General features: G+C 56.0%; 16 protein-coding genes and 2 pseudogenes. 15 read left to right on the forward strand and 3 right to left on the reverse strand.

Annotated features, from left to right (window positions below; genetic code table 11):
* The first annotated feature begins 3 nt into the window (after window positions 1-3).
* From purQ to NST43_RS01740, 9 genes and pseudogenes are all read left to right on the forward strand, one after another.
* The gene (purQ, locus tag NST43_RS01700; RefSeq protein ID WP_173141348.1) at window positions 4-693 is read left to right on the forward strand and encodes a phosphoribosylformylglycinamidine synthase subunit PurQ; all 690 of its coding nucleotides are present in this window, start codon (window positions 4-6) and stop codon (window positions 691-693) included.
* Window positions 671-2,917: a phosphoribosylformylglycinamidine synthase subunit PurL gene (gene purL, locus NST43_RS01705; protein ID WP_339222144.1), complete on the forward strand. Its 2,247-nt coding sequence runs from the start codon at window positions 671-673 to the stop codon at window positions 2,915-2,917. Before purQ ends, purL begins: the two co-directional genes overlap by 23 nt.
* Window positions 2,902-4,398, forward strand: a complete 1,497-nt coding sequence (gene purF, locus NST43_RS01710) for an amidophosphoribosyltransferase (RefSeq protein WP_209992048.1) — start codon at window positions 2,902-2,904, stop codon at window positions 4,396-4,398. Before purL ends, purF begins: the two co-directional genes overlap by 16 nt.
* Window positions 4,399-5,092: 694 nt before the next feature.
* Window positions 5,093-6,133 carry a phosphoribosylformylglycinamidine cyclo-ligase gene (purM, locus tag NST43_RS01715; RefSeq protein WP_339222147.1) on the forward strand — a complete coding sequence of 347 codons (1,041 nt, stop codon included), beginning with the start codon at window positions 5,093-5,095 and terminating at the stop codon, window positions 6,131-6,133.
* Window positions 6,133-6,747, forward strand: coding sequence for a phosphoribosylglycinamide formyltransferase (gene purN, locus NST43_RS01720; RefSeq protein ID WP_339222148.1), 615 nt, complete (start codon window positions 6,133-6,135; stop codon window positions 6,745-6,747). Before purM ends, purN begins: the two co-directional genes overlap by 1 nt.
* Window positions 6,748-7,226: 479 nt before the next feature.
* A complete protein-coding gene (purH, locus tag NST43_RS01725) occupies window positions 7,227-8,774 on the forward strand; it encodes a bifunctional phosphoribosylaminoimidazolecarboxamide formyltransferase/IMP cyclohydrolase (RefSeq protein ID WP_339222150.1) in 1,548 nt (515 codons plus the stop codon).
* Window positions 8,775-8,797: 23 nt separating this feature from the next.
* On the forward strand, window positions 8,798-10,063 hold the full coding sequence (gene purD / locus NST43_RS01730; protein WP_339222152.1) for a phosphoribosylamine--glycine ligase: 1,266 nt from the start codon (window positions 8,798-8,800) through the stop codon (window positions 10,061-10,063).
* Window positions 10,064-10,274: 211 nt separating this feature from the next.
* Window positions 10,275-11,597: an SEC-C metal-binding domain-containing protein gene (locus NST43_RS01735; protein ID WP_339222154.1), complete on the forward strand. Its 1,323-nt coding sequence runs from the start codon at window positions 10,275-10,277 to the stop codon at window positions 11,595-11,597.
* 343 nt (window positions 11,598-11,940) lie between these two features.
* Window positions 11,941-12,957 (forward strand): annotated as a pseudogene (locus NST43_RS01740) (cache domain-containing protein); the annotation flags it as partial.
* 321 nt (window positions 12,958-13,278) lie between these two features.
* Here the strand turns inward: NST43_RS01740 and NST43_RS01745 are convergent.
* A pseudogene (locus tag NST43_RS01745) lies at window positions 13,279-13,497 on the reverse strand (methyl-accepting chemotaxis protein); the annotation flags it as partial.
* Between NST43_RS01745 and NST43_RS01750 the strand changes: the two are divergent.
* Both NST43_RS01750 and ilvA read left to right on the forward strand, forming a co-directional pair.
* Window positions 13,481-13,876, forward strand: a complete 396-nt coding sequence (locus NST43_RS01750; RefSeq protein ID WP_339225578.1) for a hypothetical protein — start codon at window positions 13,481-13,483, stop codon at window positions 13,874-13,876. The pseudogene NST43_RS01745 and the gene NST43_RS01750 sit on opposite strands and share 17 nt — an antisense overlap.
* A gap of 127 nt (window positions 13,877-14,003) precedes the next feature.
* On the forward strand, window positions 14,004-15,266 hold the full coding sequence (ilvA, locus tag NST43_RS01755) for a threonine ammonia-lyase IlvA (protein WP_339222155.1): 1,263 nt from the start codon (window positions 14,004-14,006) through the stop codon (window positions 15,264-15,266).
* Window positions 15,267-15,346: 80 nt separating this feature from the next.
* Here ilvA and NST43_RS01760 read toward each other — a convergent pair whose 3' ends face one another.
* Window positions 15,347-16,306, reverse strand: a complete 960-nt coding sequence (locus NST43_RS01760; protein WP_339222156.1) for a hypothetical protein — start codon at window positions 16,304-16,306, stop codon at window positions 15,347-15,349.
* A 41-nt stretch (window positions 16,307-16,347) separates the two neighbouring features.
* Complete coding sequence (locus NST43_RS01765) at window positions 16,348-16,995, reverse strand: DUF1129 family protein (protein WP_339222157.1); 648 nt, start codon at window positions 16,993-16,995, stop codon at window positions 16,348-16,350.
* A gap of 200 nt (window positions 16,996-17,195) precedes the next feature.
* Between NST43_RS01765 and NST43_RS01770 the strand changes: the two genes are divergently transcribed.
* The 4 genes from NST43_RS01770 to NST43_RS01785 all read left to right on the forward strand — a co-directional run bounded on the left by NST43_RS01770 (window position 17,196) and on the right by NST43_RS01785 (window position 20,580).
* Complete coding sequence (locus NST43_RS01770; RefSeq protein WP_339222159.1) at window positions 17,196-17,396, forward strand: hypothetical protein; 201 nt, start codon at window positions 17,196-17,198, stop codon at window positions 17,394-17,396.
* Window positions 17,397-17,599: 203 nt separating this feature from the next.
* Complete coding sequence (locus tag NST43_RS01775) at window positions 17,600-18,430, forward strand: alpha/beta fold hydrolase (protein WP_209992037.1); 831 nt, start codon at window positions 17,600-17,602, stop codon at window positions 18,428-18,430.
* An 85-nt stretch (window positions 18,431-18,515) separates the two neighbouring features.
* Window positions 18,516-19,292 (forward strand): class III extradiol ring-cleavage dioxygenase, encoded by a 777-nt coding sequence (locus NST43_RS01780; protein WP_339222161.1) that lies wholly within the window; start codon window positions 18,516-18,518, stop codon window positions 19,290-19,292.
* A 169-nt stretch (window positions 19,293-19,461) separates the two neighbouring features.
* The gene (locus NST43_RS01785) at window positions 19,462-20,580 is read left to right on the forward strand and encodes a DUF3048 domain-containing protein (RefSeq protein WP_339222162.1); all 1,119 of its coding nucleotides are present in this window, start codon (window positions 19,462-19,464) and stop codon (window positions 20,578-20,580) included.
* Window positions 20,581-20,599: the final 19 nt, after the last annotated feature.

Consider the following 20,599-nt stretch of genomic DNA (forward strand, 5'->3'; position numbering starts at 1 on the left):
GTCATGAAATTTGCTGTACTTGTCTTTCCAGGCTCCAATTGTGACATTGACTGCTACAAGGCAGTAGAAGACAGCCTCGGCGAACCAGTAGATTATGTATGGCATACAGCGACAGACCTGTCGGCGTATGACTGCATCCTCGTGCCAGGCGGCTTCTCTTATGGTGACTATCTGCGCTGCGGCGCAATCTCCCGGTTCGCTCCGGTAATGGCTGAAGTGGCTAAGGCGGCAGAGCAGGGCAAATTCGTGCTTGGCATCTGCAACGGGTTCCAGATTCTGACGGAAGCGGGTCTCCTGCCGGGCGCGCTGCGCCGCAACATGTCGATGAAGTTCCGTTGTCATGACACGGTACTTAAGGTCGTTAATAACACAACCCCGTTTACTATTGACTATGCGAAGGATGAAGAGATCGTCATTCCTATAGCGCATGGCGAAGGCAATTACTATTGTGATGAAGAGACGCTGGCTGAGCTTCAGGCGAATAATCAGATCGTATTCACTTACAGCGACAATCCGAACGGTTCAGTCGCTGATATTGCCGGAGTCAGCAATGTGGCGGGCAATGTAGTCGGCATGATGCCTCACCCGGAACGTGCAGCGAATAGCCTGCTTGGATCGGAAGACGGCAAACGGATGTTCACATCCATTCTCAAGACATGGAGGGATCGTTATGACGCAGCAAGTATCCGCTAAGGAGCCGACCGCAGAGCAGATCGCGGAGCAGAGAATCTACAGTCAGTTCGGGGTATCGGACAGCGAATATGAGCTCATTACCTCCTTCATGGGACGTAAGCCTAACTATACAGAGATCGGCGTATTCAGCGTAATGTGGTCCGAGCATTGTGCCTATAAGAACTCGAAGCCGCTGCTGAGCCGTTTCCCGACCAGTGGACCGAAGGTGCTGATGGGACCGGGCGAAGGCGCGGGCATCGTGGACATCGGGGATAACCAGGCGGTTGTTTTCAAAATCGAGAGTCACAACCATCCGTCGGCAGTAGAGCCTTATCAGGGCGCGGCGACCGGGGTGGGCGGGATTATCCGCGATATTTTCTCCATGGGTGCAAGACCGGTGGCCTTGCTGAACTCCCTGCGGTTCGGGAAGCTTGAGAGCGACCGGGTGAAGTATCTGTTCGAGCATGTCGTGTCCGGGATCGCAGGCTACGGCAACTGTATCGGTATCCCTACTGTCGGCGGGGAAATTATGTTCGATGACAGCTATGACGGGAATCCGCTGGTCAATGCGATGTGTGTTGGTCTGATTGATCATGATAAAATCCAGCGTGGTGTCGCCAAAGGGGTGGGTAATCCCGTATTCTACGTGGGTCCTCCTACCGGCCGTGACGGGATACATGGTGCGACCTTCGCCTCGGTTGAGCTTAGTGATGAGTCGGAAGCGAAGCGGACGGCAGTACAGGTCGGCGATCCATTCATGGAGAAGCTGGTCATGGAATCCTGCCTGGAGCTGATCGACAGCGGTATCGTGCTCGGGATTCAGGATATGGGCGCTGCCGGTCTGACCTGCTCCAGTGCGGAGATGGCAAGCAAGGCAGGCAACGGCCTGGAGCTGTACCTGGATCAGGTGCCGCAGCGTGAAGACGGCATGACCCCTTATGAGATGATGCTCTCGGAATCCCAGGAGCGGATGCTGTTCGTGGTTGAGCCTAAGGATGAGGCGCAGGCGCAGGAGATTTTTGACCGCTGGGGTGTAATCTGCCGCAAGGTGGGTAAGGTGACCGACGACGGCCGCTTGAAGCTGTTCCATCACGGCGAAGTGGTCGGCGATATGCCGGTGAAGGCGCTGGTGGATGAATGTCCGATCTATAACAAACCGTCTGCGGTTCCTGCTTACTACGAGGAGAATGCAGCGATTGATACGCTGCGGTATGAAGAAGTGACCGATCTGGGCGGCGCGCTGCGCACCGTACTGGGGTCGCCTACCGTAGCAAGCAAAGCATGGGTGTACAACCAATACGATTACATGGTCCGCACTAGCACGGCGGTTCGTCCGGGTTCCGATGCGGCAGTGGTAACCATCCATGGTACACGCAAAGGCTTGGCGATGACTACGGACTGTAACGGACGTTATGTCTATCTCGACCCTGAAGTAGGCGGTCGGATTGCCGTCAGCGAAGCCGCACGTAACATTGTCTGCTCCGGTGCCCAGCCGCTGGCGATTACGGACAACCTGAACTTCGGCAGCCCGGAGAAGCCGGAGATCTTCTGGCAGATGGAACGGGCGGTAGACGGTATGGCGGAAGCCTGCCGGGTGCTGGATACGCCGGTGATCGGCGGGAATGTCAGCCTGTATAACGAGAATGCCTCCGGGTCCATCTACCCGACACCGGTTGTCGGCATGGTCGGTCTCATTGAAGATACCGATCACATTACAACGCAGGCTTTCAAGCAGGAAGGCGATGCTGTATTACTGCTGGGCGTGACGAAGGCAGAGCTGGGCGGCAGTGAATTCCAGTATGCCGTTCACGGCTTGACCGAAGGCCGTCCGCCAGAGCTGGATCTGGCCACAGAGCGCAAGCTGCTGGATGCTGTGCTTGCTGCGATCCGCAGCGGTCTGGTCCGTTCGGCGCATGACTTGTCGGAAGGCGGCCTTGCTGGAGCACTCGCCGAGAGCTGCATCAGCGGCAGCATCGGCGCGAATATCGAGCTGTCTGCCGGCGGACTGCGCCAGGATGTAGCACTGTTCAGCGAGAGCCAGTCCCGTATTATCCTGACTTCGGCGCCTGAGCATGCAGAAGAGCTGAAGGCGGCAGTTGCCGCATACGGCGTGCCTGTAGAGATCATTGGAACTGTTGGCGGAGAACGCCTGCGCGTTACACTGGACGGTTCGTCTGCACTGGATGAAGCTGTTAACGAACTGAAGACCATTTGGGAGGATGCTATTCCATGTCTTATGAAATAAAGACCGGGAACAAGCAGGAAGCCCCTATCCTGTGGACCGGCGACTTTTACAATGAAGGAACGGGCTCGGGAGATATTTTTGACACGTTAAAAGAGGAATGCGGCGTCTTCGGGGTCTTCGGACACCCGGAGGCCGCCTCCATGTCCTATTATGGCCTGCATGCTCTGCAGCACCGGGGAGAAGAGAGCGCGGGCATCTGCGTGGCGGATGGACGCGACTTCAACTATCACCGCGGTATGGGCCTTGTAAAGGAAGTCTTCGACAAAGACAAGATTGCTTCGCTGGTGGGAGACATGTCCATCGGCCATGTGCGGTACTCCACCAGCGGAGACAGCCGGCTGACCAATGCGCAGCCGCTGGTCTTCAAATACCGTGACGGAGATCTGGCGATTGCCACGAACGGTAATATCGTCAACGAACCGCTGATCCGCAAGCAGCTGGAGCAGGGCGGCTCGATCTTCCAGACGACCAGTGATACCGAGGTGCTGGCGCATCTGATTGCGCGTTCGCAGAAGGATTTTGTCGAAGCGACCAAGGATGCCTTGTCGCAGCTGGTCGGCGGCTTCGCCTTCCTGCTGATGACCAATGACAAGCTGATTGTCGCATCAGATACCCACGGACTCCGTCCGCTCGTGATGGGCCGTCTGGGCGAAGCCTATGTCTTCGCTTCCGAATCGTGTGCGCTGGAAGTAATCGGTGCCCAGCTTGTGCGTGACATCGAGCCCGGCGAGCTGCTGGTGCTGGATCAGAACGGCTTCCGCGAAGAACGCTTCGCAGAGCCTAAGCGCAAAGCGCTGTGCGCGATGGAATATATCTATTTCGCCCGCCCGGACAGTGATCTGAACGGCTCCAACCTGCACTCCGCGCGTAAGCGGATGGGCAGCCGGATGGCGCTCGAAGCCTTCGTGGATGCCGATATCGTAACAGGCGTGCCGGATTCCAGTATCTCTGCAGCCATCGGCTATGCCGAGCAGACGGGCATCCCGTATGAGCTGGGACTGATCAAGAACAAGTACACCGGCCGGACGTTCATCCAGCCGAGCCAGGAGCTGCGTGAGCAAGGCGTGAAGATGAAGCTGAGCGCCGTGCGCCGTGTCGTGGAAGGCCAGCGCGTAGTCATGATCGACGATTCCATCGTGCGCGGCACCACCTCGCGCCGGATCGTCAACCTGCTGCGCGAAGCCGGAGCGCTCGAGGTTCACGTGCGGATTACCTCGCCGCCGTTCAAGAATCCTTGCTTCTATGGCATTGATACCCCGGACCGCCGCGAGCTGATCGCCTCGTATAAGACGATCGAAGAGATGTGTGAGGAGATCAACGCCGATTCCCTGGCGTTCCTCTCCCCTGATGGACTGATCCAGTCCATCGGCGGCTATAATAGTGACGATTACAAAGGCGGCCTATGCCTGTCCTGCTTCGACAATGACTACCCGACGCAGGTGGATTTCGGCGGGGAAGAGAAGGACGGATGCTCGTGTTAGGCGGGGCATCCCCCTAAGTCCCCCTTACAAAGGGGGATTCCGGAGGGCGCTGCCCTCCGGCCACCCGAAAGTTTGGCGGTAGGAGTTTGCTCTAAACTTGCTAAGAAGGCGTGGGTGCGGGTGCCCGCTTTGTCCCTGTGTGCTGCGCACGGCCGGGACACGCTTCACGGCGCTGCGGTGCCCTGGCGGCATGCTGCCCGCCGGGCCTTGGCTCCAGAATCTGTCCTGTTTGCTGCGCAAATCCGGAGATTCTGTCGCTTAAGAGATCGCACGGGCTTCGCCCCGTGCGCAGAAGAGCTCCCGCCCCTGTCCTGTTTGCTGTCGCAAAATCGGAGGAGCTGTCGTCTGAGAGATCGCACGGCTTCGCCCCGTACGCTTGGAGGCGCTGGGCTTCGCCCACAGCGCCGAGGTCTTGCTGCTGCAAGTACAAGGCGCGAAGCTTCGGCTTGCGGCAGGGGTTTGAAAACCCGGTGGTTGGAGTCATGGAGAGGAATTTTGGAACTGTAGGAGCGGTAGCGACCGCCTTTATGGCCCGATTTCTACCGCAAATAGCAGTATCAATCAGGAAATCGGGCCATAACAGCGGCCGGAAGTCCAAATATTCTTCGTAATGACGACTATAACCACCATATTATTTCAAATCCCTGCCGCCCCGAACCCGCGCTCTAAACTAATCTAAATGAGGTGTCCAAAAGTGTCAGAAGCGTACAAGAAAGCCGGAGTGGATATTGCGGCTGGCAATGAAGCGGTAGAACGCATGAAGAAGCATGTGAAGCGCACGTACCGTCCGGAAGTAATGACTGAGCTTGGCGGATTCGGCGCCCTGTTTGGCCTGAATAAGGACAAATACGAGGAGCCGGTCCTCGTATCGGGAACGGATGGAGTAGGCACGAAGCTGAAGATCGCGTTCGCTGCGGACCGCCACGACACGATTGGCATCGATGCTGTCGCCATGTGCGTGAATGACATTGTGGTGCAGGGCGCTGAGCCGCTGTTCTTCCTCGATTATCTGGCCTGCGATAAGGTCGTGCCGGAGAAGATCGAGTCCATCGTGGCCGGAATCGCCGAAGGCTGCCATCAGGCGGGCTGCGCGCTGATCGGCGGAGAGACCGCCGAGATGCCGGGCATGTACGCGGCAGGCGAATATGATATCGCCGGATTCACCGTAGGTGTGGCCGATAAGGCCAAGCTGGTGACGGGAGCGGACATCGCTCCTGGAGACACAGTTATTGGCCTGGCTTCGAGCGGGATTCACAGCAACGGCTTCTCGCTGGTGCGCAAGCTTTTGCTGGAGGAGGGCGGCTACGGGTTGAACGATGTAGTGCCTGAACTCGGCGCTCCGCTGGTGGACGTTCTGCTGGCCCCAACCCGGATCTACGTGAAGCCGCTGCTCGCTCTGCTCGAACAGCTTCCGGTCAAGGGCATGGCCCATATTACCGGCGGCGGGTTCATCGAGAATATTCCGCGCGTCTTGCCGGAGCATGTGAATGTAGAGATCAACTACGGCTCCTGGCCGATCCAGCCGGTCTTCAGCCTGATGCAGAGCAAGGGGCAGGTAAGCAACCGCGATATGTTCACAACGTTCAATATGGGCGTGGGGCTGGTGCTGGTAGTGGCGGAAGCGGACGGAGCGCGTGCGCTGGAGCTGCTTAAGGCCAGCGGGGAAGAGGCTTACCGGATCGGTACGGTTACTGAAGGAGAGCGCATCGTTACCTTTACGGGAGCTGAAGTCTGATGGAGTGGAGCCGAATCGCTGTTTTTGCCTCCGGAACGGGCAGCAATTTCGCTGCACTGGTCCAGGCACAGCGGGAGGGCAGGCTGGGCGGAGGCAGCATAGAGCTGCTGGTCTCGGATAAACCGGAAGCGCCTGTAGCACAGCGGGCAGAGGAGGCAGGAATTCCTGCTCTGCTGCTGCGGCCGAAGGACTTCGCGGGCCGTGAGCAGTACGAGGCCGCGATTGTGGCTGAACTACAGCGCCGGAACATCGGGCTGGTAGTGCTGGCCGGGTACATGCGGCTGATCTCGCCCGTGCTGCTTGCGCCGTATGCCGGACGGATCATCAACATCCATCCTTCGCTGCTGCCGGCCTTCGCCGGCAAAGACGCCATCGGTCAGGCGCTGGATTATGGCGTGAAGCTGACGGGAGTGACGGTGCATTTTGTCGATGGAGGCATGGATACCGGACCGGTGATTGCCCAGCGCAGCGTGGAGGTGAAGCTGGGAGACACAGCCGATTCACTTGCAGAACGTATCCACCAGGTAGAGTACGGACTGTATCCTGAAGTGGTTGCTGCTTTTGCCGCTGGGAAAGTGGAATTAAACGGAAGAATGACGACAATCGGCGAATAATAGCAGAAGCCATACCAGCGGGATCTGACACACGCAAAAATGTATTTCAGGCAGGTGCGGCTGATTCTGATATTTCTCGGGAAATATTGCACAAAGTCTGCAAGAAGTCGGATTGGCTGACTGAGCAGTTTGAAATTGCCGGAATTGCGGGCTTGCTGACATGCCGGTTGATGTCGATATAGCAGTTGGATTCACTCCACTTAATTTGTCTGAATACCAGCGATCGCGGAACGTAATTGGATACAGTACAACTAATTCTGGCGTTCGTAGGCTCTAAGGCGCATATGGCATCATTTAGATGGACATTTTCCAACTAATTTCTATCTGACTGATAACATGCCGAAATTAAATGACATAAATCCACTTATCTCATAAACACTATGAACTCAATTATAAGCACGGGCCAACCGGCGACAAAGATCCTGCGATCATAAGCCACCACAATAATCTAGCGTGAATCCAGAGGAGGACTATTCAAAGTGAGTATCAAGAGAGCGCTGGTCAGCGTATCGGACAAACAGGGCATCGTGGATTTTTGCCGCGAGTTGTCTGCATTAGGCGTAGAAATTATCTCCACAGGCGGCACCAGCACACTTTTGGCGAAGGAAGGCGTTCCGGTCATTGGCATCTCTGAGGTTACCGGCTTCCCTGAGATCATGGATGGACGCGTCAAAACCTTGCACCCAGCTGTACACAGCGGCCTCCTGGCCGTTCGTGACAACGAAGAGCATACCCGTCAGATGAATGAGCTTGGCCTTGATTACATCGACCTCGTTGTGGTGAATCTGTATCCGTTCGCGGAGACGATTGCCAAGCCGGATGTGTCTTATGAAGAGGCTATCGAGAACATCGATATCGGCGGACCGACCATGCTGCGTTCTGCGGCGAAGAACCATGCTTTTGTCAGTGTGGTGGTCGATGCGGCTGACTATGCGAATGTGCTTGAAGAAGTACGCGCCGGTGGAGATACAACCCTTGCAACCCGCAAACGTCTTGCGGCCAAAGTCTTCCGCCATACGGCGGCTTACGACGCCCTGATTGCCGATTATCTGGCGAATGTCACCGGTGAACCGCTGCCGGAGCGTTATACAGTCACTTATGAGAAAATCCAGGATCTGCGCTACGGCGAGAACCCGCATCAGAAGGCTGCGTTCTACCGCAAGCCGCTGGCGGCGCAGGATACCCTTACGGCTGCCGAGCAGCTGCACGGCAAAGAGCTGTCCTACAACAACATCAATGACGCGAACGCAGCGCTCCAGATTGTCAAAGAGTTCGAAGAGCCTGCCGTTGTAGCCGTGAAGCATATGAATCCTTGCGGAGTCGGCGTGGGCACGAGTGTCTATGAAGCTTATCAAAAAGCTTACAGTGCGGACCCTACCTCCATCTTCGGCGGAATTGTGGCAGCCAACCGGATTATTGATGCTGATACAGCTAATATGTTGAAGGATATTTTCCTTGAGATCGTTCTGGCTCCGGGCTTCACGGACGAAGCGCTGGAAATCCTGACGAAGAAAAAGAATATCCGCCTGCTTAAACTGGGCAACCTCAGCACCGCTGCATCCCGCAAGAGCAGCTTTGTGGTCACCTCCGTTGAAGGTGGAATGGTCGTGCAGGAGAGCGACGTACACTCTGTGAATTCCGAAGATTTGCAGATCGTAACCGACCGCAAGCCTACCGAAGAAGAGCTGAAGCAGCTGTTGTTCGGCTGGAAGGTCGTGAAGCATGTGAAGTCCAACGCCATCGTGCTGGCGGCTGACGATATGACGGTCGGTGTAGGTGCAGGACAGATGAACCGTGTCGGAGCGGCCAAGATCGCCATTGAACAAGCAGGCGAGAAAGCGAAGGGTGCTGTGCTGGCTTCAGACGCCTTCTTCCCGATGGGCGATACACTGGAAATGGCTGCGAAGGCGGGCATTACAGCAGTTATCCAGCCGGGAGGCTCGATCAAGGACGAGGAATCGATTAAGGTTGCCAATGAATACGGTATTGCCATGGTCTTCACCGGCGTACGCCACTTCAAACACTAGCACGCTGGGAGGATCAGAGCCTTATGGATATTTTAGTAGTCGGCGGCGGCGGACGCGAGCATGCGATCATCTGGAGCTTGTCCCGCAGTCCCCGTGCCGGTAAAATCTACTGCGCCCCCGGCAATGCCGGGATTGCGCAGCTTGCGGAATGTGTGCCGATCGGCGTCTTCGAGTTTGATAAGCTGACCGCTTTTGCCAAGGAACGGAAGGTGGGCCTGGTGGTCATCGGACCGGATGATCCGCTGGCGGCAGGCATTGTGGATGCCTTTGAAGCACAGGATATCCCTGTATTCGGTCCGCGCAAGAATGCTGCAGAGATCGAGGGCAGCAAGACCTTCATGAAGGATCTGCTCCATAAATACAGCATTCCGACAGCCGCTTATGAGAAATTCAGTGAGTACGGGGCGGCACTTGCCTATCTGCGGAGCCAGGAGCTGCCGATTGTCATCAAGGCGGACGGCCTGGCCGCAGGCAAAGGGGTAACCGTGGCGTATTCCCGGGAGGAAGCGGAGCAGGCCCTTCAGGAGATCATGGTCGACAAGGTCTTCGGGGAGGCCGGGGCGCAGGTAGTCATTGAGGAGTTCCTTGCCGGGCAGGAAATGTCGATTCTGGCGTTCGTGGATGGCGAAACAGTGCGGCCTATGGCTGCTGCCCAGGACCATAAGCCTGTATTCGACGGCGATAAAGGCCCTAATACGGGCGGCATGGGGACCTACTCCCCGCTCCCGCATATCGATGAAGCGATCATCCGTGAAGCGGTGGAGACGATTATTGAGCCGACAGCCAGAGCGATGGTTGCCGAGGGACGTCCCTTCAGCGGTGTGCTATTCGCCGGGCTGATGATCTCGCCGGACGGCAGACCGAAGACGATTGAGTTCAATGCCCGCTTCGGGGACCCTGAGACACAGGTGGTTCTTCCCCGGCTGCGAAGCGATCTGTTGGAGATTTTCCTCGCTGTGACCGAAGACAGACTCGCCGATATTCCGATCGAGTGGAGCGAAGAGGCAGCAGTCTGCGTGGTTCTGGCCTCGGAGGGTTATCCCGGACCTTACCCGAAGGGAGTGCCGATCAGCGGGCTGGAAGACAGCGGCTCAGCGCTGGTCTTCCATGCCGGAACCGCACGCAGCGAAGACGGCGGCTGGGTGACCACCGGCGGCCGCGTGCTTGGGGTGGTAGGCCTGGGTGCAACCATTGCCGAAGCACGTACATCGGCCTATGCCAGTGCGGAGAGTATTACGTTTGCGGGCAAACAGAACCGCAGTGATATCGCAATGAAGGCATTAGTCTGAGGAGAAAGTCCCAAAAAAAGGACTGACAAGTTGTAGGAGAAGTGCTATAATACAACTCGTACGGGGGAAAATGTGCGGATATATACAGATAAAGGGTCTTTCCTTTCTAGGGAAAGGCCTTTTTTAACAATTCCATAACGAATGTTATAATAGTACAATAACAGCGATACTTATGCGGATGTACAGTTACTGATTTAAGGGGGAATTAGTTTTGAGTAAGGTAGGAAGAAACGACTTATGCCCGTGTGGAAGCGGGAACAAATATAAGAAATGCTGCATGGAGAAAGACAGAGCGGCAGCCCAGTCGATGCTGAGGCTGGTTAACGCAGGGGATGCAGCGGCGCAAGCGCCTGTAACCATACCCGGTGTAATCGTGCACGAGGAACAGCCGGCTACGGTAAGTGCTGCACCTGCTGCGGGCAAGCTTACGCTGCCCAAGCTGAAGAAGATGGTGGCGAAGGAGCTGAACTGGGAGCATCCGGCCCATGAACAGCTGGCGCTGGAGCTGATCGAGCACATGAGAGAGCAGTATGACCGGGAGCTGATCCTGGAAGCACTGCTGCTGTGGAACGGCTTCTCCCGCCAGACCAAGCCGGCCGTGAAGAAGACAGGCTCCTTCTGTGCGGCGATCGAATACCTGCTGTCCGAGGAATACGGCTTCATGCTGTCACAGGCGGAGCTGGCGGACAAATACGCGGTTACTACGGCCACGATCTCCCGCAAGGTTAAAGAGATCTATAACTATGTCGAGGAATACGGCATGACCGGGGAAGCGGACGAATTGATGGCGCTGAACGGAGCAGAAACTCCGCAGGAGAAGGCACAGACCCTTCTGGCCCAAGCCATGGAGGCAACCTCTGCGAAGCGCCGGATCCAGCTGGCGGAGAAGGCGCTGGAGCTCTATCCGGACAGCCCGGAAGCCTACCTTATTCTGGCCGAGGAAACGGAGAATGAGGAGGACGCCCGCGAGCTGCTGAAGGCGGGAATCGCCGCAGGCAGACGGGAGCTGGGCGAGTCTTATTTTACGAAGCATAAAGGGTTCTTCTGGGGGCTCTATGAGACCCGCCCTTATATCCGTATCTGTCAGAGCTATGCGGAATCCTGCTGGTTCGGCGGTAAGGCGGAGGAAGCAACAGAGATGCTGGAGCATATTCTGGAGCTGAATAAGGATGATAATACCGGTGCCCGCTATCTGCTGACTGCTGTATACCTGTATAGCAACCAGCTTGAAGAAGCAGAGCGGATCATTAAGAACTACGGTGAAGAGGATGCGGCGGCGGCTTTTGCCTATGACCGAATTGTACTGGAGTTCAAGAAGAACGGTATCACCTCGCAGCTCAAAATGCTCTACCGCATAGCCCGCGGAGTGAACAAGCATGTGCCGGATTACCTGCTGGGCGTGAAGCGGCTGCCGCATAATCTTCCGGATTTTGTCGGTATGGGTGATCCCAATGAAGCGATTGAATATGTAATTATGCACTCGCGCTTGTGGGCGAGCCTGCCGGATCTGCTTAAGTGGATGCTGAAGCAATAGACGCTATAGATGAAATACCAGACACAGTCCTTCGGGGCTGTGTTTTTTTGGCAAAAAATCTGACATTAGCAAGCGGGAATACGGGGGATCGGGTGTTTGACATGATATTCGTGAGAAAATACCTGACATGGTCACAGTTTTTTCACAGCTTACGGAGAAACGGTAAAGGGATAAAGGGATTTTTTGCAGAAATAAGTCGAAAAGACAGAGAATAGCCGCAGGTAGAGCTTATGGCCTGAGTCTATTGACATGGGGATGGGGGAGTTCTATGAAAGCATTAAGGAATATGGGGATTCGCGGCAAGCTGTTTTTGTCAGTGATTTTGTCTGTGGTGGTTATTTTCATGGCGGTGTCTGCAGTGATCTACAGCAATGCCGAGCAGCTTATCGTGGACGGGCTGAAGAGCTCGTTGACGTATGAGAAAGGGGAGATCGGGGTGCAGGTCAATGACCTGCTGCAGCCTGCCGTGGACAGTGTGACGCTGCTCAATGCCAACGCCTACCTTCGCGACTTCATTCTGAGAGTGAAGGATACGCAGACGCTGAAGAATACGGACGGGTACGCGGAGCTGATCCAGACGCTGAACCTGATTAAGAACAACAATAAGGATCTGCTCAATGTATACATAGGTCTGGATGCGGTGAACAAGGTGATTACCCAGGATGAATTCGAGCCACCGGCAGACTATGTGCTGAAGGAGCGAAGCTGGTATTCGGCTACGGCTGCGAACAAGCGTGTTACGATTACCAATCCTTATATCGATGCCGGATCGGGGAAAATGGTCGTCAGTGTCAGCACACCGCTGCTTGATGATTCAGGCAAGCTGATCGGTGTGGCGAGTGCAGATATTTCGATTGAGCAGATTACAGCGGCGCTCGGCGCTTTTAATTATAAGGGCAGCGGCTATGCCGTGCTGGTTGATGAGACGGGGACCTTCATCTATCATCCCAATCCGGATCATATCCTGCTGAAGAAGATGGCTGATCTGGGTGGAGCGTGGAAGGCTGTCGGCGATAAAATGCTGCAGTGGGGCTCGAATGTCATCCGGACGGACATAGACGGCGAGCCCAGCTATGTATCCTATTCACCGGCTGTGGCTAACCAGTGGTCAGTCGCACTGATCGTACCGCAGAAGCATGCGGAGCTGGAGCTGAAGCGCTTCGAGCTGATTTTCTTCCTCTCCATTATTGCTTCAATCGCGGTGCTGTCTGTCCTGCTGTATCTGGTCTCGGGCAGTATTCTGAAGCAGATTCCGCTCCTCACGGCTGCGTTCGGGCAGGCGAAGGACGGAGACCTGTCGGTAAGGGCTAGGGTGACCGCGGGAGGCGAGATCGGGGTGCTGGCTGAGGGCTTCAACGATATGATCGCCTCGCAGCAGTCACTGATTCAGGAGATCATGCATAGCTCGCAGAGTATCTCTGGCGCGGTGGGGAATACAGAGCAGAACGTATTCGTGCTGGACGGCAGCATCACCGATATCTCGGGGGTTACGGAGGAGCTGTCGGCAGGCCTTCAGCAGACCGCCGCCTCGATGGAGGAGATGAACGCCAGCACGACCCAGATCGAGGCTGCGATCAACGGAATTGCCCGCAAAGCCCAGGAGGGGGCGGAAGCCGCCGGAGAAATTAACGTACGGGCGGAGCAACTGAAGGAAGAGAGCGTGGGAATCTCGCACACAAGCAGACTGGATTTCAGTCACCGTCTCACGCGAGTTGTCCGCGAGCTTGCGGATCTCCTCCGCCACTACAGCGAAACCACGGCCTGCTTCCCCGGCCCGTGCCGCCTCAATTGAAGCATTCAGCGATAACAGGTTGGTCTGGGCGGCGATCTCCAGAATGGCGCCCGTAAGCGTACTGATCTGCTAGATCGATCCCGACTGTTCAATGGCCGTGCGCAGCTTCTCTTCACTAAGCCCGTACACAGTAAATCTGGTGGAGGCTGCGGAGAGTATGCTGGGCTTCATGGACAGCCAGGTGAAGAAGGACTACGATGCCATGCAGGAGACTGGAGAGCGGTACAGTGAGGATGCCCGGTATGTCGAGGAGCTGGTGACGGACTTCAGCGCCACCTCGGAAGAGCTGCTCGCTTCCATCCAGAGCATGCTTACTGCGATCAGCGAGACGGGCAGTGCAACGAATGAGGGGGCAGAAGGAGCGGGAGTGATCGCTGCCGGAGCGGAGCAGATCATCGGGCGGTCCGGCAGCATCGTAGCGGAGATGGAGGAGATTAAGCTCAGCTCGGCGCAGCTGCTGAGTGCGGTGTCGAGGTTTAAGGTATAGGCTTCTATAATTCCTCTATCAGTGGATGCTATGTTGCGTGGAGAGGACAAGGGTTGAAAAAAAGTCCTTGGAAGAGTATGTTACAAGAAGCGAAACGATAAGAAAGAGACAGTGAGGCGGGGAAAACATGAGAGAAGGCGAAAACCGGATCGTAGGAATGGAAGATATTGTACGCGCACACCATGTGCTGCGGGAGGTTATCGTCCGTACGCCGCTCCAGCTGGATGCGGTATTGTCGGCCAAATACGGCTGTAATGTGTACTTGAAACGCGAGGATCTGCAGATTGTACGCTCCTTCAAAATCCGGGGGGCCTATAATATGATCCGCAGTCTGTCTGATGAGGACAGAGCCAAGGGCATCGTCTGCGCCAGCGCGGGAAATCATGCCCAGGGCGTGGCTTATTCCTGCAAGGCACTCGGTATCAAAGGCAAGATATTCATGCCGAGCACTACCCCTAATCAGAAGATTAAGCAGGTCCGGCGCTTTGGCGGCGAATTCGTTGAGGTGATTCTGAAGGGGGATACCTTCGATGATGCTTATGATGAAGCGCTGCAGGCTTGCATTGACTATAGCATGACGCTGATTCACCCGTTCGATGAGCCGCGTATTATTGCCGGCAACGGTACCATTGCCATGGAGGTAATGGAGAACCTGGACAAGCCTGCGGACTTCGTGCTCGTCACCATCGGCGGCGGCGGGCTGGCAGCCGGTGTAGCCACCTATATCAAGACGGTGAGCCCGGCAACCAAGGTGATCGGTGTGGAGCCTAGCGGCGCTGCTTCAATGAGTGAGGCCATGGAGAGCGGTGAGGTAATCACTTTGAAGGAGATCAACAAGTTCGTGGACGGCGCGGCGGTGAAGCGTGTCGGCGGCCTGACCTTCGATATCTGCTCGAAGCTTCTGGATGATGTGGTGAAGGTGCCGGAGGGCAAGGCGTGTACCACTATTCTGGAGCTGTATAACGAGAACGCCATTGTGGTGGAGCCTGCCGGTTCCCTCCCCATTGCTGCACTGGACATGTACCGTGATCAGATCCGCGGCAAAAGCGTGGTCTGCATCGTCAGCGGCGGCAACAACGATATTGACCGGATGCAGGAGATCAAGGAGCGTTCCCTGATCTACGAAGGTCTTAAGCATTACTTCATGGTCAACTTCCCGCAGCGCGCGGGTGCTCTGCGCGAGTTCCTGACCGAGGTGGTCGGACCGGACGATGACATTACCCGGTTCGAGTACACGAAGAAGAATGAGAAGGAGAACGGCCCGGCGCTGGTCGGCATTGAGCTGATGTCTACCGATGCCTACGCCCCGCTGATTGAGCGGATGAAGCAGAAGGGCGTCGATTACGTAGAGATCAACAAGGATGTTAATCTGTTCAGTATGCTGATCTAATCTGGTCTAATAAGAAGCAGCCCCGTCCGGCGTGATTGCGGATGGGGCTGCTTTTTGTATACGGGATGTAGTTAAACCGCCTACAGCTGAGGCACTTCAGTCTTCAGATACTGCTCAGCCGCATCGTCCAGCAGGTAGCCGTTACTCTTCATCAGCTTCATGAAGCCGTCAAGCTTCTGCAGGAAGGCGCTTGTACTGCTGTTCTTGGCCAGGATGCTGGTGTAGGCCTTCTGCGCCTCCAGATCCATCTCCAGATTATCGTAATGGAAGAGCGGGGTGTTGTTCTGGCCGTAGAAGGTGTTCACAGCATACTGGTTATACAGCTTCTTGACGGCTTGTACCCGGTTGGATTTGGGATAGGTCTGAATGAATTGCTCCTGGGTCAGCGCACGGTCGGCCACCTCGCCCCAGGCAATGATCAGCCCGTTATCCTTGGAAGGAGGCAGATCTGATTCAGCCGCCATAATGGAAATATAACTGCTGATATCCTCCGTTACATAAGGCTTATATTTGTGGTAAGCCGCATAATCAATCACCGGGTAAAAGGTGCCCTCGGCGGTATCCAGCTTGTACCCGCTCTCTCCCGCACTTTGCAGCAGGGCGCGCAGGGCAGCGTTCTCCGTACTCTCGGCCAGCTTCGCCATGCTGACTCCCCCTCTATAGACGGTGAGGAGCTTCCGCTGGACATCGCTGCTGCTGAACTTCTTCTCCCAGGAGGGGAGGAGAGCCTTATGCAGGTTCTCGAGCTTCAGGGTCAGCACTGTCGCCTGATAGGGAGTGACCGCATACAGCTTCGTCTTCATGTAAGCAATGGCTCCCGGAAGGTTGCCGCTGGACAGCAGCGGGAGCGCGCCTTTGTAGACCGCTTCCGCATGGCTGAGGGCGGCTGCTCCGCTTCCGGCAGTCTTAGCGCCTGCAGCTGCTCCGGAAGTGCCTGTCCGGCTACTTGCACTGCTTGCCGCACCGGCCGGAACGGATAGGCCTGCCTGAAGCCCCATGAGCAGGGCGATTGCGGCGGATAGAACGACACGCTTTTTCATTCAAGTCTCCTCCTGTGTGGAATAGATATGGGATACAGCCTCTAAGATGGGAAGAATATCAATTTCAGCCCCAAACCTCCGGCAGCCGCCAGAACCAGACTGACCCAGGGCGAGACCCTGATTACCGGGAACAGATTGTCCAGGAATATACCGGCGAATACCGCAACCACGGCAATTCCGATGTAGATGCCGAGGCCCTTGATGTCGAAGGTCTTGGGCTTCGGACTGTCGTCCTCCGACAAGGAGGTCATCCATTTCATAATCAGTTCAACCAGCAGGATGGAGCCTGCGCCGACGACAACCAGCGTGAATATACTGAGCTGGCCGAAGATTTCCTGCGGGCCGCCGCTCCACTGCGCAATCAGGCCGGCAATGCCCATCGTCCCGAACAGCAGGGTCAGTGCGGACCAGGAGATCAACAGGGAATTCTTCAGCCGGCTGCGCGGAGTGCGCCTGGGGGCGCTATCCATCACCGCTTTGAAATAATCACCAGGCTTCTCGCCAAAAACCTGCTTGGCATGCTTGCCCTTGGCTTGTCCCTTCAGCAGCAGCTCAGCCGCCTCAAGCAGCAGCTCCTCTGCACGTACAGCATCTACTGAACTGGCGCGCATCGCCAGAATCATATCTTCGAAATAAGAGCGGTTAGACGGCGTCATCTGCTCCCGCAGCAGGTTGTTCTGCTTAATCATAGCTTTGACTTTCATAGTGTGAACCTATACCTCCAGCATTGAGTGATCAGGATACCTTCAACCTAGAGTATACGTTTGTGTACCAGCCGTGTGCAAGGACAACGTTCGTTCACGAGGGTCTGAATAATCCTTTTGGAAGAGTAAACACTGAAGAGGTGGTGGCTTCACCAACTATAGCTAGAGGGAAGGCAGGGAGCGTTATGGAACAGGAGAACAAGCAGGAACCCGGCAAGGCTGTGAACGACGGCACCGCGCCTGCACCAACTAATGATGTGGGGGACTGGGGCAATTCTGACGGCTTCAGCCTATGGGATGCTGCGGGGCAGGGCCAGGAGAACGGGCTCGAGGATTGGGAAGGCCGGCAGGAGACGCACGATATGTTCCACGACAGCTATGACTGAGTGATGCCTAAGCGGACAGGGCCTCTTTTGCTCCTACGGGAGTGGAAGGGGCCTTTTCTATAATCGGGCTGAATGAATCGGCGGGCTACATGCTTATTGACAAGAAATTAGCGCAGATATTATAATAGAGGCATAAATCATACTAAATTAATCGGAATTATTATAATTTAAAATAAATCAGCATTTCAGGGGAGGACGCCGCAATGGAACGGAATATCATCATCCGGCATAACGGAGAGGAATTGACAGCGAGCATACACTACCCGGCCGCAGACCGGGCAGGGACAGGACGGTGCAAGAACCGGGTGCCGCTTGCCGTGATCTGCCACGGCTTCGTGGGCAGCCGGATCGGTGTCGACCGGATCTTCGTCAAGGCAGCCCGTGAGCTGGCGCAGGATGGCTATATGGTGATCCGCTTCGATTATGCGGGCTGCGGGGAGAGCAGCGGCAATTACGGCAGCGAGGATATGGAGTCGATGATCGGGCAGACACGGGCGGTGCTGGATTACGGTATCAGCTCAGCAGATGTGGACCCGCAGCGTGTAACGCTAATCGGCCATAGTCTGGGCGGCGCGGTGGCGCTGCTGACCGGTGTCCGTGACCGGCGGGTGAAGAACCTGGTACTCTGGTCAGCCGTCGGCTATCCCTTCAATGATATCGTCAAGATTGTCGGAAGAGAAGCCTTTGACCGGTCGGTGAAGAGCGGAGTAGCCGATTATGCCGGCTATTCGTTCACTCCGGTATACTTCAATTCCCTGGCCGCCTTCCAGCCGTTCCAGGAGGCGGGGAAATTCAGCGGCGATGTGCTGGTCATCCACGGAACCTCCGATGATGTGATCCCTGTAGACTATGCGTTCCTCTACCAGAAGCTGTTCTGGACCCGTCCGGAAGGACGGTGCGACAAGGAGATTATTTTCCAGGGCGATCATACCTTCTCTTCGGGTCCGGCCCAGGAGCAGGTGCTGAAGCGCACCCGGGATTGGATGAACCAGCAGGAGCACCTGCAGGAGGAATGGCAGAACTGGATGATATAGGAGCGGTAAACGCACTCGCAATGACTGGGAATAAGCTGTAAAATAAAGGGGCAGACCATGACTTGGAAATGGAGGCTCCCATCCTATGAAATTACCGGCCTTTTTTATTGCGCACGGCTCCCCGTTGCTGGTTCTTGAGGATAACGACTATACGCGTTTCCTGCAGCGGATGGGTTCTGATCTGGGGAAGCCCCGCGGCATTGTGATCTTCTCAGCCCATTGGGACAGTCCCGAGCAGCTGATTACAGTGGACGCACAACATGAAACGCAGCATGATTTCTACGGATTCCCGGAAGAGATGTATCAGCTGAATTATCCTGCTCCAGGTGATCCCGCACTCAGCAGCCGTATTTCGGAACTGTTCAAGGACCATAATCTGCCCCATCAGCCAGTGCTCAGCCGGGGGCTGGATCATGGCGCCTGGGTCATCCTGAGCAAAATGTTCCCGCAGGCGGATATCCCGGTCGTGGCCTTATCCGTGGATTCGCTCCGCTCGCCTGAGGAGCAGTATAGCATCGGACGGATGCTTGCCCCGCTGCGCGACGAAGGCATCCTCCTGATCGGCAGCGGCGGCCTGGTTCACAACCTCAGATTGCTGAAGCAGAAGGATCAGCCGGAGCAATGGGCGCTTGACTTCGACGGGTGGATTGCAGAGCGGCTTGAGGCTTGGGATCTTCCGTCCCTGTATGCCTATGAGAAGCAAGCACCGCATGTCAGGGAAGCCGTACCTACCTATGGTAAGGAACATTTCATCCCGCTTTTCTACGTAATGGGTGCAGCCGATGAAGGTAGACAGGCACAGCTAATGATTCAGGCCTACCAATACGGTACGCTCAGCTTGAACTGCTGGATGCTTGACTAATATAAGAATGAATAGAGGGTACAGCTGCTATATGGGCTGTACCCTTTTTCTGCTGCCGTTTCCACTTGACTCAAGACAAACTCTGCCAGCTATGATTAAATGAAGGAAGCGAGTTTCATAGAAGAGCATCGAGAGAAGCAAGCTGTAACTTACGATTAGGAGGAACAACGTGTCTATACCGATGAACCGTTATGTATCCCGTCCTGTATATGCTCTGGTCCTTGCTGCTGCACTGCTCTCTGCCTGTAGTAACGAGCAGGCCAGCCCTGTGCCTGTACCGACGTCTGCACCTACAGCAGCACCAACCTTGGAACCGTTGCCGACAGAGGCGGCGGAGCAGACAGCGACCCCTGCGCCTGCTGCCGGAGCGGTCTCCGGCTTAACGGGCCTGGCAGCTGAGGAGGGAAGCCTGCCCCGGCCGCTTGCGGTCATGATCAATAATGCCCCGGCGGCCCGGCCGCAGTCCGGGATCAGCGAGGCGGATGTTCTGTATGAGGTGCTGGCTGAAGGCGGGATTACCCGGCTGATCGGTATCTTTCAGAGTCATGCCGGAGTTGTGAAGATCGGGCCGATCCGCAGTATCCGCCCGTATCTGCTGGATATCGGCGAGAGCTACGGCGGCGTAACGGTCCATGCCGGAGGCAGTCCGGACGCTTATGCCATTCTGCAGCGGCAGAAGAAGGCGGATATGGACGAGATCGGCCGTGCGGGAGCTTACTTCTGGCGGGACAAGGAACGCAAGGCACCGCATAATCTATACAGCAATGCCGCTAAGCTGCGGGAGGGTGCAGCGAAGCTGGGCTATGCGGAGAGCGTGAAGGTGCCCGGTTTTCTTTTCAACGATCCGGATTACATCCCGGTGGAGGGCACCCCGGCGCTGGAACTGAGTGTCAACTTCCTGCTGAAGAGCTATAATGTCGGGTACAAATATAACGCAGAGCAGCGCACGTATGCCCGCTGGGTGAACGGCAAGCCGCATCTGGATCTGAATAATAACCGTCCGGTGGAAGCGGCGAACATCATCGTGATGGGTTCGGACCATAAGGTGCTTGATGATATCGGCAGACTTCAGGTGGATACGGAGCTGGGAGGCGAAGCGGTGCTGTTACAGCGCGGCGTCTCTATTAAGGGCAAATGGTCGCGCAGCCCCGGAGACATCATCCGGTTCGTGAAGAAGGACGGTAAGGAGGCGCTGATGTTCCCGGGATTGACACATATTCTGATCGTGCCGAACAGCCCTTCGTTCAGCAGTCATGTCGAATATACGCTGGCGCCAGCGTCCCGCTAAGTCCGGCCGGGGAATTGAA

The organism is Paenibacillus sp. FSL H8-0332 (assembly GCF_037963835.1).
GTDB lineage: Bacteria > Bacillota > Bacilli > Paenibacillales > Paenibacillaceae > Paenibacillus_AQ > Paenibacillus_AQ rhizoplanae.